We start from the raw sequence: 17240 nt of genomic DNA, 5'->3' as shown, positions 1-17240 counted from the left end.
TATTATTTTTATTCTGGATCGTTCATTTTAAAAGTATCCATAAATGCTGTTGTATACTCTCCAGCAATATAACGAGGATCATCCATTAACTGTCTGTGAAAAGGAATAGTAGTCTTTATTCCTTCGATTACAAATTCATCTAAAGCTCTTCTCATTTTACTAATGGCTTCTTCTCTAGATTGTGCAGTTGTAATCAACTTTGCAATCATAGAATCATAATTAGGAGGTATTGTATATCCTGAATAAACATGAGTATCTAAACGAACTCCGTGTCCTCCTGGCATATGTAACGTAGTGATCTTCCCTGGAGATGGACGAAAATCATTATAAGGATCCTCCGCATTGATACGGCATTCTATAGCATGTAATTGTGGCAAATAATTTTTTCCTGAAATAGAAACACCAGCCGCTACGAGAATTTGTTCCCGAATCAAATCGTAATCTATAACCTGCTCTGTAATAGGGTGTTCTACCTGAATACGAGTATTCATTTCCATAAAGTAGAAATTACGGTGTTTATCTACCAAAAATTCTACCGTTCCAGCACCTTCATACTTAATATATTCTGCCGCTTTTACTGCTGCTTCCCCCATTTTCTGACGCAATTCATCAGTCATAAATGGAGATGGTGTCTCTTCTGTCAATTTTTGATGACGCCTTTGTACAGAACAATCTCTTTCAGAAAGATGACAAGCTTTTCCATAAGCATCTCCTACAACTTGAATTTCGATATGACGAGGTTCTTCGATTAATTTCTCCAAATACATTCCGTCATTTCCGAAAGCTGCCGCAGATTCCTGACGTGCATCTTCCCAAGCTTTCAATAAATCTTCTTCTTTCCAAACTGCTCTCATCCCTTTTCCACCACCACCAGCAGTTGCTTTAAGCATTACAGGGTAACCAAAGTCTCTCGATAATTGCAAGGCTTGATCATACGATTCTAAAATTCCTACTGAACCCGGAACACAAGGAACACCCGCTTCAATCATAGTCGCCTTAGCTGAAGCTTTGTCTCCCATCCTATCAATCATCTCAGGCGATGCTCCAATGAATTTGATACCATGTTCTTGACAAATTTTAGAAAATTTAGAATTCTCAGAAAGAAATCCATATCCTGGATGTATTGCATCTGCATTGGTAATTTCGGCAGCCGCAATTATATTCGACATCTTCAAATAGGATAAGTTGCTTGGAGGTGGCCCAATGCAAACTGCTTCATCAGCAAACTTAACATGTAGACTTTCGGCATCAGCAGTAGAATAAACAGCTACTGTTTTGATCCCCATTTCCTTGCAAGTTCTAATTACGCGTAACGCAATCTCTCCTCTATTTGCAATTAATATTTTTTTAAACATCTTATTTTATATTTTAAATTTAAAATTCCAATAGTCAAAATTCAATTTACAATTGGAATTTTGGCTATTGGAATCTCAAAAATATTATGATGGATCTACTAAGAATAAAGGTTGGTCAAATTCAACTGGTGACATATCGTCAACCAATATTTTTACAATTTTACCAGAAACTTCGGATTCAATTTCGTTAAATAATTTCATAGCTTCAATTACACAAAGAACATCCCCTTTAGAAATTGTTTTACCTACTTCAACAAACATGGGTTTATCCGGAGATGGTTTTCTATAAAAAGTTCCAATGATTGGTGATTTTATAGTGATGTAATGAGAATTTTCTACTACTGGAGCTTCAGGTGCAACTGCTACTGGAGCAATTTGCTGTGGCGCTACTGCTTGTTGAAGCGCGCCTTGAGCAGGCATTTGTTGAACATACGTGGTTTCTGTTACATTTCCTTCTAAAGTAGTTCTGATAGTGATTTTTACATCATCCATCTCTAACTTAACTTCTGCAACTCCTGAATTTGCTACAAACTTGATTAGATTTTGAATTTCTTTTAAATCCATAATTATTTGTTTTTAGTTTAAATTTATTTTTTGTCGTATGCCCATTTTAGATAAATAGATCCCCAAGTGAATCCTCCTCCAAAAGCAGCTAAAATTATAGTGTCTCCTTTTTTGAATAAATGTTCAAAGTCACTTAGTACTAATGGCAAAGTAGCCGAAGTTGTGTTTCCGTATTTTTCGATATTCATTAACACTTTTGAATCTTCTAAATTCATTCTGTTAGCCGTTGCATCAATGATACGTTTATTCGCTTGATGAGGAACCAACCAATTTACATCTTCATTCGTCAAATTATTTCTTTTCAAAATTAATTCACTTGAATCTGCCATATTGGTTACCGCATATTTAAATACAGTTTTTCCGTCTTGGATAATATTGTGTTTATTGTCTTTTACGGTTTCAAAAGAAGTTGGGTTAAGCGAACCACCTGCGTCGATTTTCAAAAAATCTCTACCAATTCCGTCACTTCGCAAGTATTCGTCTTGCATCCCTAAACCTTCATAATTAGGCTCGAACAAAACTGCACCAGCCCCATCGCCAAAAATAATACAGGTTGATCTGTCCGTATAATCAACAATCGAAGACATTTTATCTGCACCAATAAGGAGTACCTTTTTATATCTTCCGGATTCTATATAGGCTGCAGCTGTAGACATTCCGAATAAGAAACTTGAACATGCAGCCTGCAAGTCATAAGCGAAAGCATTTATAGCTCCAATTTGAGTTGCCACATACACACCTGTAGAAGCTACTGGCATATCCGGTGTTGCAGTTGCCATTATCAACAAATCTATTTCTAATGGATTTATATTAGCTTTAGCCAATAAATCTTGAGCAGCTTTTATGGCCAAAAAAGAAGTTCCCTTATCTTCGTCTTTTAGGATTCTTCTTTCTTTTATTCCTGTGCGAGAGGTTATCCACTCATCATTGGTATCAACCATGGCTTCAAGAGCTTTGTTCGTTAGTACAAAGTCTGGAACATAGGCTCCAACAGCGGTTATTGCGGCTGTAATTGTATTCATCGTATGCGTTGATTTCTAGTCAAATGTTTCCATTTGAAAATTTTTTAAAAGACTTGAAAATTACAAAAAAAATTCTATTCTCTTTGATTTGGAACTTCTTATTTAATTAAATTATAGACAACAAAAAAACTCTCACGATGTGAGAGTTCGAATATCATTTACAAAAATGTATTAAGCAACAGCTACAGATTTATCTATAACAACTTGCCCTCTATAGTACATTTTACCTTCATGCCAATACGCTCTGTGGTATAAATGCGCTTCTCCTGTGATAGGACAAGTAGCGATTTGTGCTACAGTAGCTTTGTAATGTGTTCTTCTTTTATCTCTTCTTGTTTTGGAGATTTTTCTCTTAGGATGCGCCATTTTACTATATTATTTATCCGTTAATAGTTGCTTTAATTTGTCCCATCGCGGGTCAATATTTTCTTCTTCTTTATTTTCTTTTTTTTCTTCCTTTACTGTAAGTTCATTGAGCTTAGTCAAGGCTTCAGTCTTTAAACTTCCGTCTTTTATACCTGGATGAACACGCCTTAGCGGGACTGACAACACAATCATTTCATAAAGATATTGCGCTACATCTATTTCAAACTCCCCATGAGGTAAAATTAATAATTCCTCATTGTCATTATTATACTCTTCATCAAAACGAACGATTAATTTCATCTTCCCTTTAATAGGCAGATCAAAATCCTCACTTGTCAGATCACACGGCACATTTACAACACCTTTATGCTTAAAACTCAACTCTAACAGCGTACTTTTTTTCTCTAAAACTACATTTACTTTGATATTTGAATCTTGATATTCATTATAATCAAAGATTTCAAAGAACGCATTACTGATTTGATACTCAAAATGATGTTTCCCTAGCTTTAATCCTATAAAAGGAATTAAATATTCTTTTGTGTTCTTCATTTCAACAACAATTTGCCCCTAAACTTCGGGAGTGCAAAGATATAAAATTATTGCAAATCTAATAATGTTATTCACTTTTTTTTGTTCACAACTGCTTTTCTTTTGTTTTCAATGGTTTCGCACTGATTTCGGCATGTTGATTTCTCGAATGATAAATATCGATTGCCAGATACACTGCCTCTTTAAATGAATTGAAATCTGCTATTCCCTTCCCTGCTATATCGTAAGCCGTACCATGGTCAGGCGAGGTTCTTATTTTATTTAATCCCGCAGTATAATTCACTCCTTTACCAAAAGACAATGTTTTAAAAGGAATCAATCCCTGATCGTGATAGGTTGCTATAACCGCATCATATTTCTCGTATTGATTACTACCAAAAAAACCATCCGCAGCAAACGGTCCAAAAACTAATGTTCCTTTATCAAATATTTTTTTTAAGGCTGGTTTCAATATCAGATCATCCTCTGTTCCAATAACTCCTCCATCGCCACAATGCGGGTTTAACCCCAGCACAGCTATTTTAGGCTTATTAATACTAAAATCTTGAATCAACGATTGCTTAATTGTTTCAATTTTTTTCTTGATTAACTCCTCTGTAAGATGCGAAGCCACTTCGCTTAAAGGGATGTGATCCGTCAATAACCCCACTCTTAAATTATCCTGAACCATCAACATAAGAGCATTGCCCTCTAATTCCTGATCCAGATAATCAGTATGACCCGGAAATTTAAATTCCTCAGATTGTATGTTGTATTTATTTATTGGCGCTGTTACCAGCACATCAACAAGCCCCTCTTTTAAAGCTTTAGTAGCAGCAACAAATGATTTTATTGCATATTCTCCAGCTTTCGAATCATTTACTCCTAGATTCAAATCCACACCTTCTCTCCAAAGATTCAAAACATTAATCTTGCCAGGGACAATTTGATCCAGCTTATCAATGCCATGCAATAAGGAAGTCGATTGAAAACCTTTTTTCACAAAGGACAATAACTTAACATTCGCAAAAATAACAGGAGTACACAACTCTAACATACGCATATCCTCGAATGTTTTTAAAACAACCTCGCTTCCAATACCGTTTAAATCTCCAATAGAAATTCCTACGATTATATTTTCTGCTTTTTTCATCATGACGTAACGTTATTTATTGCTAATTTTGAAGTGCAAATTTAGTAAAATAAAACAAGAAATGTTTACAGGAATTATAGAAACCCTTGGCACCGTCCAAGAAATAAAAAAAGAGAAGACCAACGTACACATAACGATGAATTCATCAATTGCCAGCGAACTTCGAATAGACCAAAGTGTCGCCCATAACGGAATATGTCTTACAGTAGTTGCCATAAAAGATACTTTCTACACGGTAACCGCGATAGACGAAACCATAAAAAAAACAAACTTATCAGACTGGAAGCTCGGCGACAGTGTCAATCTGGAAAGAGCAATGAAATTAGGCGACCGACTTGACGGCCATATTGTTCAGGGCCACGTGGACCAAACCGGCATCTGTATCGCTACAGAACAAACAGAAGGTAGCTGGTATTACACTTTTGAATACGACGAAAATCTCAACAACATCACCATCGAAAAAGGATCAATTACTGTAAACGGAGTAAGCCTAACAGTAGTGAACTCAAAGAAAAATCAATTCAGTGTCGCTATCATTCCCTATACCCACGAACACACCAATTTCAAACACTTCAAAGTAGGCACAAAAACAAACCTTGAATTTGATGTCATCGGAAAATATGTTTCTCGATTGTATATCAACAAATAACAACCCTATTCTTAAAGCAAAAAACTCCAATTTAGATTGGAGTTTTTTGCTTTAATTTGAAATTATAAATACTATAAATTCCAAATAAAAGAGCAACTATCATAAATGTGATAATATGCTCATCAATAGGCAATACCTCTCCTGGCGGCGGCGGCGGTACGGCCGAAGCCCTTCCCGCTGGCGGCGGTGGTGCAGGTTGCGCTACTATGGCATTAAAAATACCCAGCAAAAAAACCATTGCAATAAAAAATTTGTTTTTTAAAAACTTCATAAAATTTAGAAAAAATAAAAGATACAATTAATCTTATAAAATATTTTTAAAGAGATGTATTTCCTTGTAAAATAACCACATAGTTTTAACAAAAACAACAGAACTTATAATAAATGGGTGTTTTAGTGTAAAAAAACACTATAAATTTAATATAAACAAAAAAAATCTTTCAAAAAATTGAAAGATTTTTCTATAGTGGTCCCACCTGGGCTCGAACCAGGGACCACCTGATTATGAGTCAGGTGCTCTAACCAGCTGAGCTATAGGACCGGTTAAGAGTGTGCAATATTACCACTATTTTTCATTTGCTCCAAATATTTTTGACTTAGATTTTAATATAGTTTAATTATTAATTTATTTTAAACAGAAACCAACTGAATATTAGAATACTACCCATTTACCTGTACTTAAATTATTTTATTTCCTGACATAATTCAATCAGAACGCCATTCGTGCTCTTAGGATGCAAAAAAGCGACTAACTTATTATCAGCACCAATTTTAGGAATTTCATTCAAAACTATAAATCCTTCGTTTTTTAAACGCGTAATTTCGGATACAATATCTTCTACGTCAAAAGCGATATGATGAATCCCTTCTCCCTTTTTTTCTATGAACTTAGCGATAGGACTTTCTGGATTGGTAGCAGCAAGGAGTTCAATTTTATTGGGTCCATTCCTAAAAAAAGAGGTGGACACTCCTTCAGTTTCTACATCTTCAAATTTATAAGCTGGAGATCCTAAGAGTTTCTCGAAAATTAAATTTGACACTTCTAAGTCTTTAACAGCAATACCTATATGTTCTATTTTTCTCATCATCTATACTATCAGTTCAACGTTTATTGTAAGTTTAATCAGCAAGCTTCAGCAATAAAATTTACTTGACGTAAAATTAAACATTAAAACCAAAAAAAGGCAGCCATTCTAAAAAGTTAGCAAAATTTAATCAGTCATAATAATTCATTAAAAAATTTCGATTGCAAGAATTATAATTGTTATTTTGTACATTCTAATTATGATTTGATATGTTGAAAAACAATTTAAAATACACCTTCTTTTTATTGCTTTTAATTCTTGTTGGATGCGCTAAAAGAGGCACTATAACAGGTGGTTTAAAAGATACTATTGCACCGGTTTTGAAAATGAGTTTCCCAGAAAACTTCAGCACCAACTTTAAGGGAAGTGAAATTAAATTAGTGTTTGATGAAAATATTAAACTTAAAAACCTGAATAAACAATTAATCATTTCTCCTCCAATGAAAAATGAACCGTTGATTTTACCTACAACGGCAAGCAAAACGATATCAATAAAAATAAAAGACACACTACAACCAAATACCACTTACAGCTTTAATTTTGGCCAAAGCATCGCTGACAACAACGAAGGAAACCCCTTCAATCAATTCAAATATGTATTTTCCACTGGCGATTATATCGACTCTTTAAGCCTTGGAGGAACTGTAAAAAGCGCTTATGATAAAGAAGTAGAGCCATTCGTATCGGTAATGCTATACGAAGTCAATGAAAGCTTTAAGGACTCCATTATTTATACTCAAAATCCAAGATACATAACAAATACCTTAGACAGTCTAAAAACATTTCGCCTAGAGAATTTAAAAGCCGGGAAGTATCTCCTTGTAGCTATGAAAGACTACAACAGCAACAACAAATACAACCCAAAAACAGATAAAATTGGATTCCGCAAAGAATTTGTTACTATTCCTAACGACACCATTTATGAGTTGGAATTATTTAAGGAAACACTTCCATTTAAAGCTTTCAAACCAAGCCAAACGTCCGGAAATAAATTATTAATGGGATATGAAGGTAAAATAAATCATGCTAATGACCTACCGAAAATAACCTTGAAAAATAACAATGATATCTTGTCAAATGTCATTACTAAATTTCCGAAGAAGGATTCTCTTCAAATCTGGCACAAACCCATTAAGGTCGATTCATTAAATATAGTTGTTGCCAAAGACAAATACCAAACCAATTTCACCTTTAAAGTAAAAGATCAGAAAAAGGACACCTTAAGTATCTCTGCTATACAAACCAGTTCCTTAAACTTCAGGGAGCGCTTTACAATAGAGAGCTCCACTCCATTAATTCGTATTGAGAATTCTAAAATAAATTTGATCAACAATGCCAAAACCATAGTGCCTTTTACCACTGAATATGACGAATTTAATCAAAAACTATATTTTGACTTTAAAAAAGAACCTTCAGAAAATTACACTTTTGAAATTTTGCCTGGAGCGTTAACCGATTTTTTTGAAAAGTCAAACGATACTTTGACCTATAAACTAAATACAAAAAGCTATTCTGAAACGGCAAATCTAAGGGTGCTATTACAAAACGTAAAACAATTTCCCATCATCGTGGAACTCGCTAACTCCAAAGGTGATATTTTAGCCTCTGAATATTCGGAAAATGGCACTACAGTCGATTTCAACTTACTGGAACCTTCTGTATTTTCGCTTCGGGTAATTTATGACACCAATAAAAATAAGGAATGGGATTCCGGTAATTATTTAGAAAAGCGTCAGGCTGAGGAAGTAATCTATTCTTCTAAAGAAATAAATCTACATGCTAATTTTGACTGGGAAGAGATATTTGACTTGAGCTTACCCTATAGCCCGGAACCTAAAAAGAAAACAGAAAAGATAAACTAGTGCTGTATCTTTTTTATTTCAAAAGAATCTCTGTCGTTTAAAAAGCCTAATTTTTGTCGGGTTTCTAACATTTTTTCTTTGTCTAATACTACTGTAAAAACACCTTCAGACTCTTGCGGTTCTAAAACATAATTTCCGAGAAAATCGATCGCTTGTGAGTGTCCTATGTATTCATAACCATTGGCATCGTTTCCTATTCTATTAACACCAATTGCATAACTCATATTTTCTATTGCCCGTGCTTTCAATAAAGCATCCCAAGCATTCGTTCTTATTTTTGGCCAACTTGCAACATAAATCACCAAGTCATAATCTTCAGAATTTCTGGAAAATACAGGAAACCTCAAATCGTAACATATTTGAAGGCAAATTTTCCAGTCTAAATAATCAACAATCGTTTTTTGGGTACCACTAGTATAAACTTTATCTTCGCCCGCCAATGTAAACAAGTGTTTTTTATCATAGTACTGAATTGCCCCAGAAGGAAAAACAAATACCATTCTGTTGTAAAAAGTATTATTTTCCTCTATAACTAAGCTTCCTGTAATGGCACTGTTTCTAGCTTGCGCCAAAGCCTTTAACAACACAATCGTTTCACCTTCCATTGTTTCTGCTACAATCGATGGATCCATCGTAAAACCGCTGGTAAACATTTCTGGAAGAACGATTAAATCAACCTTCTCAGTAATCGCATTTATTCTAGCCTCAAAATAATCACGATTTAACTTTGGAGTTTCCCAAACTAAAGGAGCTTGAATCAGGATAATTTTCATTTTACTTTATTTTTTATAAAAATAAGAAATATCACAATACCATAAGTTCATTATATTAGCAAAAAATAATTTTATGAAAAAGACATTCGTCATATACTCCCTACTATTTTCAATTTTTATTTTTGGACAGGAAAAATCAGGAGCAAAAGAATTTTGGGAAAATCTACAAAACCAATGTGGCAAATCATTTGAAGGAGAAATACTAGCAGGCGCAACCAATGATACTTTTAGAGATAAAAAATTAGTGATGCACATTCGCAATTGTGATACAAACTCAATTCGAATTCCATTTTTTGTAGGTGAAGACAAATCTAGAACTTGGGTATTGACATACCAAAACGACCGTATTCAATTGAAACACGACCACCGCCACGAAGATGGATCCGAAGACAAGGTTACACAATATGGTGGAACAGCATCTAATTCTGGTTCCCCTACACTCCAATTTTTTCCAGCTGATCAAGAAACAGGTACTTTAATTCCAAGTGCTTCTACTAATGTTTGGTGGATTACTTTAGATGAAACTTCTTTTACCTATAACCTAAGACGCATTGGTTCAGACCGATTATTTACTGTAAAATTTGATTTAACAAAAACAGTCCCAACACCTTCTGCACCTTGGGGATGGAAAAACTAAACATTCATAAATTAACTATTTATTTATAAAAAAACGCATTCAACTTTGACATTGAATGCGTTTTAAATTATTTTTTAATCTTTAGAATCTAAAGTCTAAAGAAACGTATTATCCTTTCAAACTTGCTGATAAATATTCTCTATTCATACGGGCAATATTCTCAAGAGATATTCCTTTTGGACATTCCACTTCACAAGCTCCAGTATTAGTACAGTTACCAAAACCTTCCGCATCCATTTGGCTTACCATGTTCAAAACACGATCAGTAGCTTCAATTCTTCCTTGTGGTAACAACGCATATTGAGATACTTTTGCAGCAACAAATAACATTGCAGAGGAGTTTTTACAACTCGCAACACAAGCCCCGCAACCAATACAAGAAGCCGCATCAAAAGCATCATCAGCATCTTTCTTATTGATAGGAATCGTATTAGCATCGATGGTATTTCCGGATGTGTTTACAGATATAAATCCTCCAGCATGTTGAATCCTGTCAAAAGAACTTCTGTCAACCACTAAATCTCTTATTACAGGAAAAGCTTTTGCTCTGAATGGCTCAATAAAAATAGTATCACCATCCTTGAACATTCTCATGTGTAATTGACAAGTAGTAACGCCTCTGTCTGGTCCATGAGCTTCACCATTGATGTACAAAGAACACATTCCGCAAATTCCTTCACGACAGTCATGATCAAATGCAACAGGCTCATCTCCTTTCATGATTAATTCATCATTCAAAATGTCAAGCATTTCAAGGAATGACATATCAGGCTCAATATGATCTATAGGGTATTCAACTATTTTACCTTCTGCAGCGGCATTTTTCTGGCGCCATATTTTTAATGTAAGTTTCATATTTTTAGTTTGAAAGTCATAAAGTCGAAAGTCGAAAGTCGATTGACATGGAGCCACTAGACCTTGGGACGTTAGACATTAGACTAAATTATTTATAACTTCTTTGAACTAATTTCACGTTATCAAATACCAGCGGCTCTTTATGCAAAATCGCTTCGCTTGGTTTTCCAGTATATTCCCATGCTGCTACGTAAGCAAAATTCTCATCGTCACGTTGCGCTTCACCTTCTTCGGTTTGGTATTCTTCACGGAAATGTCCTCCACAAGATTCATTACGATGTAAAGCATCTTTAGCAAATAATTCTCCTAATTCAAGGAAATCTGCAACACGAGTCGCTTTTTCCAATTCTTGATTCAAACCATTCGCATCACCAGGAACTTTAACTTCTTTGTAGAACTCATCTCGCAAAGCAGCAATTTCTACAATTGCTTCGTTTAATCCTTTTATGTTACGAGCCATACCCACTTTGTCCCACATAATTTTTCCTAATTTCTTATGGAAATAATCAACAGAATGTGTTCCTTTATTGTTCATGAATCTTTCGATCTGATCTTTTACTGCTTTTTCAGCAGCAACAAATTCTGGCAAATCTGTAGATATTGTTCCCATTTTAATATCCGGTGATAAGTAATCTCCAATAGTGTATGGCAATACAAAATACCCATCTGCTAAACCTTGCATTAATGCAGAAGCGCCAAGTCTGTTTGCTCCATGATCAGAGAAATTTGATTCTCCAATTGAGAAACAACCAGGAATAGTTGTTTGCAAGTTATAATCAACCCAAGTTCCTCCCATAGTGTAATGTACCGCTGGGTAAATCATCATTGGAGTTGCGTATGGGTTTTCATCTACGATTTTCTCATACATCTGAAACAAGTTACCATATTTATTGGCAACCACTTCTGTTCCTAATTTAATAACTAGTGCAATGTCTTTCTCGTCTAAATGCTTGATTCTAGCTTGATCAACTCCATATCTTTGAATAGCTGCAGCGAAATCTAAATAAACAGCTTCTCCTGTTTTATTTACTCCAAAACCAGCATCACATCTTTCTTTAGCAGCACGAGAAGCAATATCTCTAGGTACTAAATTTCCAAAAGCTGGGTATCTTCTCTCTAAGTAATAATCTCTTTCTGCTTCAGATAAATCCGTTGGTTTCTTTTTCCCTTCACGAATTGCTTTAGCATCTTCTAGTTTTGCAGGAACCCAAATACGACCGTCATTACGCAATGATTCTGACATTAATGTCAATTTCGATTGGTGGTCTCCAGAAACTGGAATACAAGTTGGGTGAATTTGTGTGTAACAAGGATTTGCGAAGAACGCCCCTTTTTTGTGTATTTTCCAAGCTGCTGTAGCGTTGCTCCCCATCGCATTTGTAGAAAGGAAAAAAACATTTCCATACCCGCCAGAAGCAATAACAACAGCATGAGCTGAATGTCTTTCGATTTCTCCAGTAACTAAGTTACGAGCAATTATTCCTCTTGCTTTTCCGTTTACGATCACTAAATCCAGCATTTCGTGACGGTGGTGCATTTTTATTTTTCCACGACCTATCTGGCGATTCATTGCTGAATACGCTCCTAATAAAAGTTGTTGCCCTGTTTGCCCTTTTGCGTAAAAAGTTCTAGAAACCAATGTACCTCCAAAAGAACGGTTATCTAACAATCCCCCATATTCACGGGCCAATGGAACACCTTGTGCCACACACTGGTCAATAATATTAGTAGAAACTTCAGCTAAACGGTGCACGTTTGCCTCACGAGCACGATAATCGCCTCCTTTTACTGTATCATAAAATAAACGGAAAGTTGAATCTCCATCTCCTTGATAATTCTTAGCAGCATTGATTCCTCCTTGTGCAGCAATTGAGTGCGCACGACGTGGTGAATCTTGAAAACAAAATGCTTTTACGTTATATCCTAATTCTGCTAATGTTGCTGCAGCAGAACCTCCAGCAAGACCTGTACCAACTATAATTACATCTAAATTACGTTTGTTAGCAGGGTTTACTAAATTAATATGATCTTTATAATTTGTCCATTTGTCCGAAATTGGACCTGTAGGAATTTTTGAATCTAATGCCATTATAATTTAATATTAATGATTAAAATGATGAAATAATGCAATGAAAATGAAACCAAAAGGAACTACAATTGCAAAAGCATATCCTAATGTATGCAAAGATTTTGAATATTTGTTATTAAAACCTACAGACTGAAAGGAAGAATTGAAACCATGCCATAGGTGCAAAGACAACAATAAAAAAGACAAACTGTACAATCCTGTTCTAACGGGGCTTTCAAATTTTTCTGCTAATTCATGAAAATATCTAGTTTCATTCAATGGATTAAATTCTACATATTTATATACCATTTCAGGAACCCAAAAATCGTAAAAATGCAGGGCTAAAAATGCTAAAACAACTGACCCGGAAACAATCATATTTCTTGAAGCCCAAGAAGAATTTGCCGCCCCATTGTTCTTTGCATATGCAATTGGTCTGGCACTTCGGTTTTTAAAATCCAAAACAAAACCCATAATAAAGTGAAAAACAACCCCCACAATAAGAATTGGCTGAATTACAAACTGAACTAATGGATTATTTCCCATAAAATGAGAAATCGAGTTGAAAGTGTTTTCACTAAACACTGATGTCATATTGATAAAAAAATGCTGTGCTAGAAACAACATCAAAAAAAGTCCTGAAAGTGCCATAGCTACTTTTTTTGCTATTGACGATTTCAATAATGCAGATTTTGCCATAAGATTTATATAATTTGTTTTAAAAAATTATACAAAAATAGAGCAATTTGACAGTAACTACAACCTTTGCGCTGTTATTTATAATGATTTTAAAGTGTTTTACGCAAATCGTCACACAATCCCTAAATATCAAACACAAATCTAGAAACGATGTAAAATTAGTGAAACAAAAAAATAAAAAAAGCTTAAATAAAAAAATAAAATAAACTAAAATCAGCCTTACTATTCAAAAGCAAAAATAGTATTTAAGCACTCTGTATTAATAATTTATAAATCAATCTCCACATCTTTAATTACTCTCGCGCGACATTAAAACGTTTAAAATATAATAAAAAGCACTTTCCAGACTAAAATTTCTTTTACCAAAACAGAACTCTATATTAACTGAATTTGGTCATATATTGCTGCACCATTAAATCTGTATTTTCGTTACGCAATTTTTGCTCTAACTGAATTGGAGGAGAAGCTCTTTCTAAACAATTCTTAACTGCACAGGTTTCACAAGTAACCCCGACAATCTGTTTTTTAATAGAGTCATTTTCCATAAACTTGAATTTTTTCTTTACCGCCGGAGTGATTAATATCCCTACCGAAATACTACGAATACAATCTACCTTAAACGGATCGGGTGTTGCGGATGAAAAAACAAGATATTCATTTTTACTGTTTTCATACTTGGAGATCTGCGCATCAAAAAAGTGGTTTTTCTTTTGTTTCAAAGATTCCTCGATCGTACGTATCGAAACCCATCTTCGACAGTAATGCTCATTCATTTCATTCGCGTGCGGTTCCTGCTGATTGGTAATGTGTAATTCCTTTTTTATTTGATAGGTATCCGTACCTATCTGATGGGACAATCGTAGGAAAAAGAGGTTTTTCAGCTGAAAATCTTTTGGCAAAATATTAGTCAGCCTTTGGTAGAACGATTCTGGCGAAACATTAAACCCGCTCATCAAAGCAACCATCTCCTGGGGTTTTGGGTCTGTTTTGGACAAAAATAAATTCAGTTCATCTATCAGTTTTTGCCTTGGAATAAGTAATGCGCCGGCAAAATACGAAGCGTAAAAATTATTCAGAACCTGATCAAAATTATCAAATTTAATCCAACTGAACGTGTATAGCCTTTCGGTAATTTCAAGATAATTATAGGCAATTTCTTTTGCCAAGATAAATGCTTTCTGAGGTTCGTCAATATCTAATGAAAGCAGTAACGTTTTACTTTTTGGCACAAATATCGATCTCAAGTCGCCCAATTGTTCTTGTTCCGAAAAAACAAGTTCTTTGATAGTATACCCATATTCCTCCATTAAGATTGCGGTTAATTCTTCGATAGAAATTTTGGTATCAACATTTACATGAAACGCTTTAGAAAACTGCAACACCTTCTGTTCTAAATCTTCAAAATAGTTGGTATGTGCTTCTTGGTACGAACGTAACGAAGCCAAAAAGAAACTCTCTCTTGTCAAATTATAATGCTGCGCAATTTCAATAATCGTACTGATAAACGCATTTACTTTTGCAGGAGCATTCGCAATAATATCGATAAGATCATTCTCCTGAATCCCAAAAATCTCCAGAGGAATCTCTTTCAAAATACCGGATTTCAGGATTTCCCCAATGGGTGCCAGATTATTATCCAGTTTCAATGAAACCATATTGTCATAAGAAACATCCAGTTTTTCAGACAGCAGAATGATTTTATCCGTTTTGGGATACTTTTTTCCTTTTTCAATTTCGTTCAAATACGATTTTGAAAGGTCTGTGATTTTTGCCAAACCAAATAGTGACAGATTCTTATTGGTGCGAGCCTGCTTCAGTTTTAATCCAAAAATCAACTTGATATAATCCTTTTCTATATTCATATCTCAAAGATATGCTAAAAAAATATTTTCGCCAAAAAAAATATTTTTCATTTTTAGCGTACGTTCGCTTGTTTTGTAAAAAACTTTTTGTAACATTGTCATGTAAAATATTTTAACCATGAAAGATAGTATTGAAAAAGCCAAAAAATCGTTACAGTTTTCCAATGAAACTAAAGAGTATTATCCAGCAATTTTGACGGATGCCGCTACTGATTTAATAACGGAATTGCACCACAGATTCAATGATAAAAGACTTTTTCTATTAGACGAAAGAAAAAATCAACAGCAATTATTTGATGCAGGCGCGTTACCAACTTTTCCTTCTGAAACAAAAAGCATCCGAGAAAGTAATTGGGAGGCAACGACAACGCCAGAAAATTTATTAGATCGAAGAGTCGAAATAACGGGGCCAGTCGATCGAAAAATGGTGATTAACGCATTAAACTCCGGAGCAAAAACGTTCATGGCTGATTTTGAAGACAGCACTTCTCCTACTTGGAGCAACTTAATGACGGGTCAACAAAATTTGAAAGACGCCGTGAATAAAACTATCACTGTTGAAGACACCGTAAAAAATAAAAAATACAGCCTAAATGACCAAACTGCCGTACTGATAGTTCGTCCAAGAGGATTGCATTTACAAGAGAAAAATATTTTGATTGACGGAGAACAAACTTCGGGATCGCTAATTGACTTTGGGTTGTATGCTTTTCACAATTACAAGCAACTTATTGAAGACGGATCAGCTCCCTATTTTTACATTCCAAAACTGGAACATTATCTGGAAGCGAGATGGTGGAATGAAGTTTTCGAATTCACACAGGAATATTTAGGCGTAAAAAATGGGACATTCAAAGCCACGGTTTTAATCGAAACCATAACTGCCAGTTTTCAATTGGATGAAATCATTTTTGAATTAAAAGATCATATTGTAGGTCTTAATTGTGGACGATGGGATTACATCTTCTCGTACATCAAAAAACTAAGAAAAAATCCCGCTTATATTGTTCCAAACAGAGATCAAGTGACGATGACTGCGCCATTTATGAGTGCGTATTCCCAATTGGTGATTCAACGATGCCACAAACGCAACATACACGCAATTGGGGGAATGGCAGCACAAATTCCGATAAAAAACAACGAAGAAGCCAACAAAATAGCTTTCGACAAAGTAATAGCCGATAAGGAACGGGAAGTTAAAAATGGTCATGATGGCACTTGGGTTGCGCATCCGGATTTAGTTTCGCTTGCCATGACAGTATTCGATAAAAACATGCCGACTAAAAATCAGATTCATGTAAAAAGAGAAGACGTACACGTTACTGAAAGCGATTTACTCGAAACTCCAAAAGGTACTATTACTGAAGAAGGCGTTCGGAAAAACATCAGCATTACCGTTTTATATATCGCTTCATGGCTCAACGGACAAGGCGCAGCAGCATTACATAATTTAATGGAAGATGCCGCTACTGCAGAGATTTCGAGATCTCAATTGTGGCAATGGTTACAAAACGAAGTGATTTTAGACAATCAAAAAGTGTTGAATGAAAAGTACTATCACCGACTGGCGATGGAAGAATTTGAGAAAATCAGAAAGCTTGTTGGAAACGAAAATCATGAAAAAAATAAATACAGACTGGCGGAGCAATTATTAGACATTCTGGTCGTAAACGACAATTTTATCGAGTTTTTGACCATTCCCGGTTACAAATACATTTAAAAAAAATTGCAATATCTATTAACAAACAACCAAAAAAAA

17 protein-coding genes and 1 tRNA gene are annotated in these 17240 nt (G+C 34.8%); 4 read left to right on the top strand and 14 right to left on the bottom strand.

Annotated elements, in window-relative coordinates; translation table 11 throughout:
• Positions 1 to 8: 8 nt before the first annotated feature.
• The 6 genes from accC to pdxA all read right to left on the bottom strand — a co-directional run bounded on the left by accC (position 9) and on the right by pdxA (position 4994).
• On the bottom strand, positions 9 to 1355 hold the full coding sequence (gene accC / locus AC0608_RS05165) for an acetyl-CoA carboxylase biotin carboxylase subunit (protein ID WP_417959231.1): 1347 nt from the start codon (positions 1353 to 1355) through the stop codon (positions 9 to 11).
• A gap of 84 nt (positions 1356 to 1439) precedes the next feature.
• Complete coding sequence (gene accB / locus AC0608_RS05160) at positions 1440 to 1919, bottom strand: acetyl-CoA carboxylase biotin carboxyl carrier protein (protein WP_417959230.1); 480 nt, start codon at positions 1917 to 1919, stop codon at positions 1440 to 1442.
• A gap of 23 nt (positions 1920 to 1942) precedes the next feature.
• Positions 1943 to 2941: a beta-ketoacyl-ACP synthase III gene (locus AC0608_RS05155; protein ID WP_478288342.1), complete on the bottom strand. Its 999-nt coding sequence runs from the start codon at positions 2939 to 2941 to the stop codon at positions 1943 to 1945.
• A gap of 171 nt (positions 2942 to 3112) precedes the next feature.
• A complete protein-coding gene (gene rpmF / locus AC0608_RS05150) occupies positions 3113 to 3307 on the bottom strand; it encodes a 50S ribosomal protein L32 (RefSeq protein ID WP_007137315.1) in 195 nt (64 codons plus the stop codon).
• Positions 3308 to 3316: 9 nt separating this feature from the next.
• Positions 3317 to 3859, bottom strand: coding sequence for a YceD family protein (locus AC0608_RS05145; protein ID WP_478288341.1), 543 nt, complete (start codon positions 3857 to 3859; stop codon positions 3317 to 3319).
• Positions 3860 to 3944: 85 nt separating this feature from the next.
• A complete protein-coding gene (pdxA, locus tag AC0608_RS05140) occupies positions 3945 to 4994 on the bottom strand; it encodes a 4-hydroxythreonine-4-phosphate dehydrogenase PdxA (RefSeq protein WP_478288340.1) in 1050 nt (349 codons plus the stop codon).
• A gap of 58 nt (positions 4995 to 5052) precedes the next feature.
• Between pdxA and AC0608_RS05135 the strand changes: the two genes are divergently transcribed.
• On the top strand, positions 5053 to 5640 hold the full coding sequence (locus AC0608_RS05135; protein WP_478288339.1) for a riboflavin synthase: 588 nt from the start codon (positions 5053 to 5055) through the stop codon (positions 5638 to 5640).
• 31 nt (positions 5641 to 5671) lie between these two features.
• Here the strand turns inward: AC0608_RS05135 and AC0608_RS05130 are convergent, their stop codons facing one another.
• The 3 genes from AC0608_RS05130 to mce all read right to left on the bottom strand — a co-directional run bounded on the left by AC0608_RS05130 (position 5672) and on the right by mce (position 6725).
• On the bottom strand, positions 5672 to 5911 hold the full coding sequence (locus AC0608_RS05130; RefSeq protein ID WP_478288338.1) for an Fjoh_0651 family PID-CTERM protein: 240 nt from the start codon (positions 5909 to 5911) through the stop codon (positions 5672 to 5674).
• Between the two features lie 196 nt (positions 5912 to 6107).
• Positions 6108 to 6181 (bottom strand) — tRNA-Ile (locus AC0608_RS05125).
• A 142-nt stretch (positions 6182 to 6323) separates the two neighbouring features.
• Positions 6324 to 6725, bottom strand: coding sequence for a methylmalonyl-CoA epimerase (mce, locus tag AC0608_RS05120; RefSeq protein ID WP_417959408.1), 402 nt, complete (start codon positions 6723 to 6725; stop codon positions 6324 to 6326).
• Between the two features lie 209 nt (positions 6726 to 6934).
• On the opposite strand from mce, the gene AC0608_RS05115 reads away from it, so the two are divergent.
• Complete coding sequence (locus tag AC0608_RS05115; protein WP_478288337.1) at positions 6935 to 8587, top strand: Ig-like domain-containing domain; 1653 nt, start codon at positions 6935 to 6937, stop codon at positions 8585 to 8587.
• Here the strand turns inward: AC0608_RS05115 and AC0608_RS05110 are convergent.
• On the bottom strand, positions 8584 to 9360 hold the full coding sequence (locus AC0608_RS05110) for a nitrilase family protein (protein ID WP_478288336.1): 777 nt from the start codon (positions 9358 to 9360) through the stop codon (positions 8584 to 8586). The genes AC0608_RS05115 and AC0608_RS05110 overlap by 4 nt on opposite strands.
• Before the next feature lie 73 nt (positions 9361 to 9433).
• Between AC0608_RS05110 and AC0608_RS05105 the strand changes: the two genes are divergently transcribed.
• Positions 9434 to 9997 (top strand): hypothetical protein, encoded by a 564-nt coding sequence (locus AC0608_RS05105; RefSeq protein ID WP_478288335.1) that lies wholly within the window; start codon positions 9434 to 9436, stop codon positions 9995 to 9997.
• Positions 9998 to 10105: 108 nt separating this feature from the next.
• Here AC0608_RS05105 and AC0608_RS05100 read toward each other — a convergent pair whose 3' ends face one another.
• The 4 genes from AC0608_RS05100 to AC0608_RS05085 form a co-directional block, all read right to left on the bottom strand.
• Positions 10106 to 10852, bottom strand: a complete 747-nt coding sequence (locus AC0608_RS05100) for a succinate dehydrogenase/fumarate reductase iron-sulfur subunit (RefSeq protein ID WP_417959221.1) — start codon at positions 10850 to 10852, stop codon at positions 10106 to 10108.
• A gap of 88 nt (positions 10853 to 10940) precedes the next feature.
• The gene (locus AC0608_RS05095) at positions 10941 to 12941 is read right to left on the bottom strand and encodes a fumarate reductase/succinate dehydrogenase flavoprotein subunit (RefSeq protein WP_417989785.1); all 2001 of its coding nucleotides are present in this window, start codon (positions 12939 to 12941) and stop codon (positions 10941 to 10943) included.
• Positions 12942 to 12953: 12 nt separating this feature from the next.
• A complete protein-coding gene (locus AC0608_RS05090) occupies positions 12954 to 13619 on the bottom strand; it encodes a succinate dehydrogenase cytochrome b subunit (RefSeq protein WP_478288334.1) in 666 nt (221 codons plus the stop codon).
• Positions 13620 to 13999: 380 nt separating this feature from the next.
• Positions 14000 to 15481 carry a helix-turn-helix domain-containing protein gene (locus AC0608_RS05085; protein WP_478288333.1) on the bottom strand — a complete coding sequence of 494 codons (1482 nt, stop codon included), beginning with the start codon at positions 15479 to 15481 and terminating at the stop codon, positions 14000 to 14002.
• A gap of 118 nt (positions 15482 to 15599) precedes the next feature.
• On the opposite strand from AC0608_RS05085, the gene aceB reads away from it, so the two are divergent.
• On the top strand, positions 15600 to 17201 hold the full coding sequence (aceB, locus tag AC0608_RS05080; RefSeq protein ID WP_478288332.1) for a malate synthase A: 1602 nt from the start codon (positions 15600 to 15602) through the stop codon (positions 17199 to 17201).
• Positions 17202 to 17240 lie beyond the last annotated feature (39 nt).

This window comes from Flavobacterium sp. GNP008 (assembly GCF_056428965.1).
Note: the sequence above shows the minus strand (reverse complement) of the source record. Positions and strands in the feature narration are given on the sequence as shown.

Coding starts and splice junctions, on each gene's coding strand:
- accC (WP_417959231.1), bottom strand. CDS start 1,355: ATGTTTAAAAAAATATTAATTGCAAATAGAGGAGAGATTGCGTTACGC.
- accB (WP_417959230.1), bottom strand. CDS start 1,919: ATGGATTTAAAAGAAATTCAAAATCTAATCAAGTTTGTAGCAAATTCA.
- AC0608_RS05155 (WP_478288342.1), bottom strand. CDS start 2,941: ATGAATACAATTACAGCCGCAATAACCGCTGTTGGAGCCTATGTTCCA.
- rpmF (WP_007137315.1), bottom strand. CDS start 3,307: ATGGCGCATCCTAAGAGAAAAATCTCCAAAACAAGAAGAGATAAAAGA.
- AC0608_RS05145 (WP_478288341.1), bottom strand. CDS start 3,859: ATGAAGAACACAAAAGAATATTTAATTCCTTTTATAGGATTAAAGCTA.
- pdxA (WP_478288340.1), bottom strand. CDS start 4,994: ATGATGAAAAAAGCAGAAAATATAATCGTAGGAATTTCTATTGGAGAT.
- AC0608_RS05135 (WP_478288339.1), top strand. CDS start 5,053: ATGTTTACAGGAATTATAGAAACCCTTGGCACCGTCCAAGAAATAAAA.
- AC0608_RS05130 (WP_478288338.1), bottom strand. CDS start 5,911: ATGAAGTTTTTAAAAAACAAATTTTTTATTGCAATGGTTTTTTTGCTG.
- mce (WP_417959408.1), bottom strand. CDS start 6,725: ATGAGAAAAATAGAACATATAGGTATTGCTGTTAAAGACTTAGAAGTG.
- AC0608_RS05115 (WP_478288337.1), top strand. CDS start 6,935: ATGTTGAAAAACAATTTAAAATACACCTTCTTTTTATTGCTTTTAATT.
- AC0608_RS05110 (WP_478288336.1), bottom strand. CDS start 9,360: ATGAAAATTATCCTGATTCAAGCTCCTTTAGTTTGGGAAACTCCAAAG.
- AC0608_RS05105 (WP_478288335.1), top strand. CDS start 9,434: ATGAAAAAGACATTCGTCATATACTCCCTACTATTTTCAATTTTTATT.
- AC0608_RS05100 (WP_417959221.1), bottom strand. CDS start 10,852: ATGAAACTTACATTAAAAATATGGCGCCAGAAAAATGCCGCTGCAGAA.
- AC0608_RS05095 (WP_417989785.1), bottom strand. CDS start 12,941: ATGGCATTAGATTCAAAAATTCCTACAGGTCCAATTTCGGACAAATGG.
- AC0608_RS05090 (WP_478288334.1), bottom strand. CDS start 13,619: ATGGCAAAATCTGCATTATTGAAATCGTCAATAGCAAAAAAAGTAGCT.
- AC0608_RS05085 (WP_478288333.1), bottom strand. CDS start 15,481: ATGAATATAGAAAAGGATTATATCAAGTTGATTTTTGGATTAAAACTG.
- aceB (WP_478288332.1), top strand. CDS start 15,600: ATGAAAGATAGTATTGAAAAAGCCAAAAAATCGTTACAGTTTTCCAAT.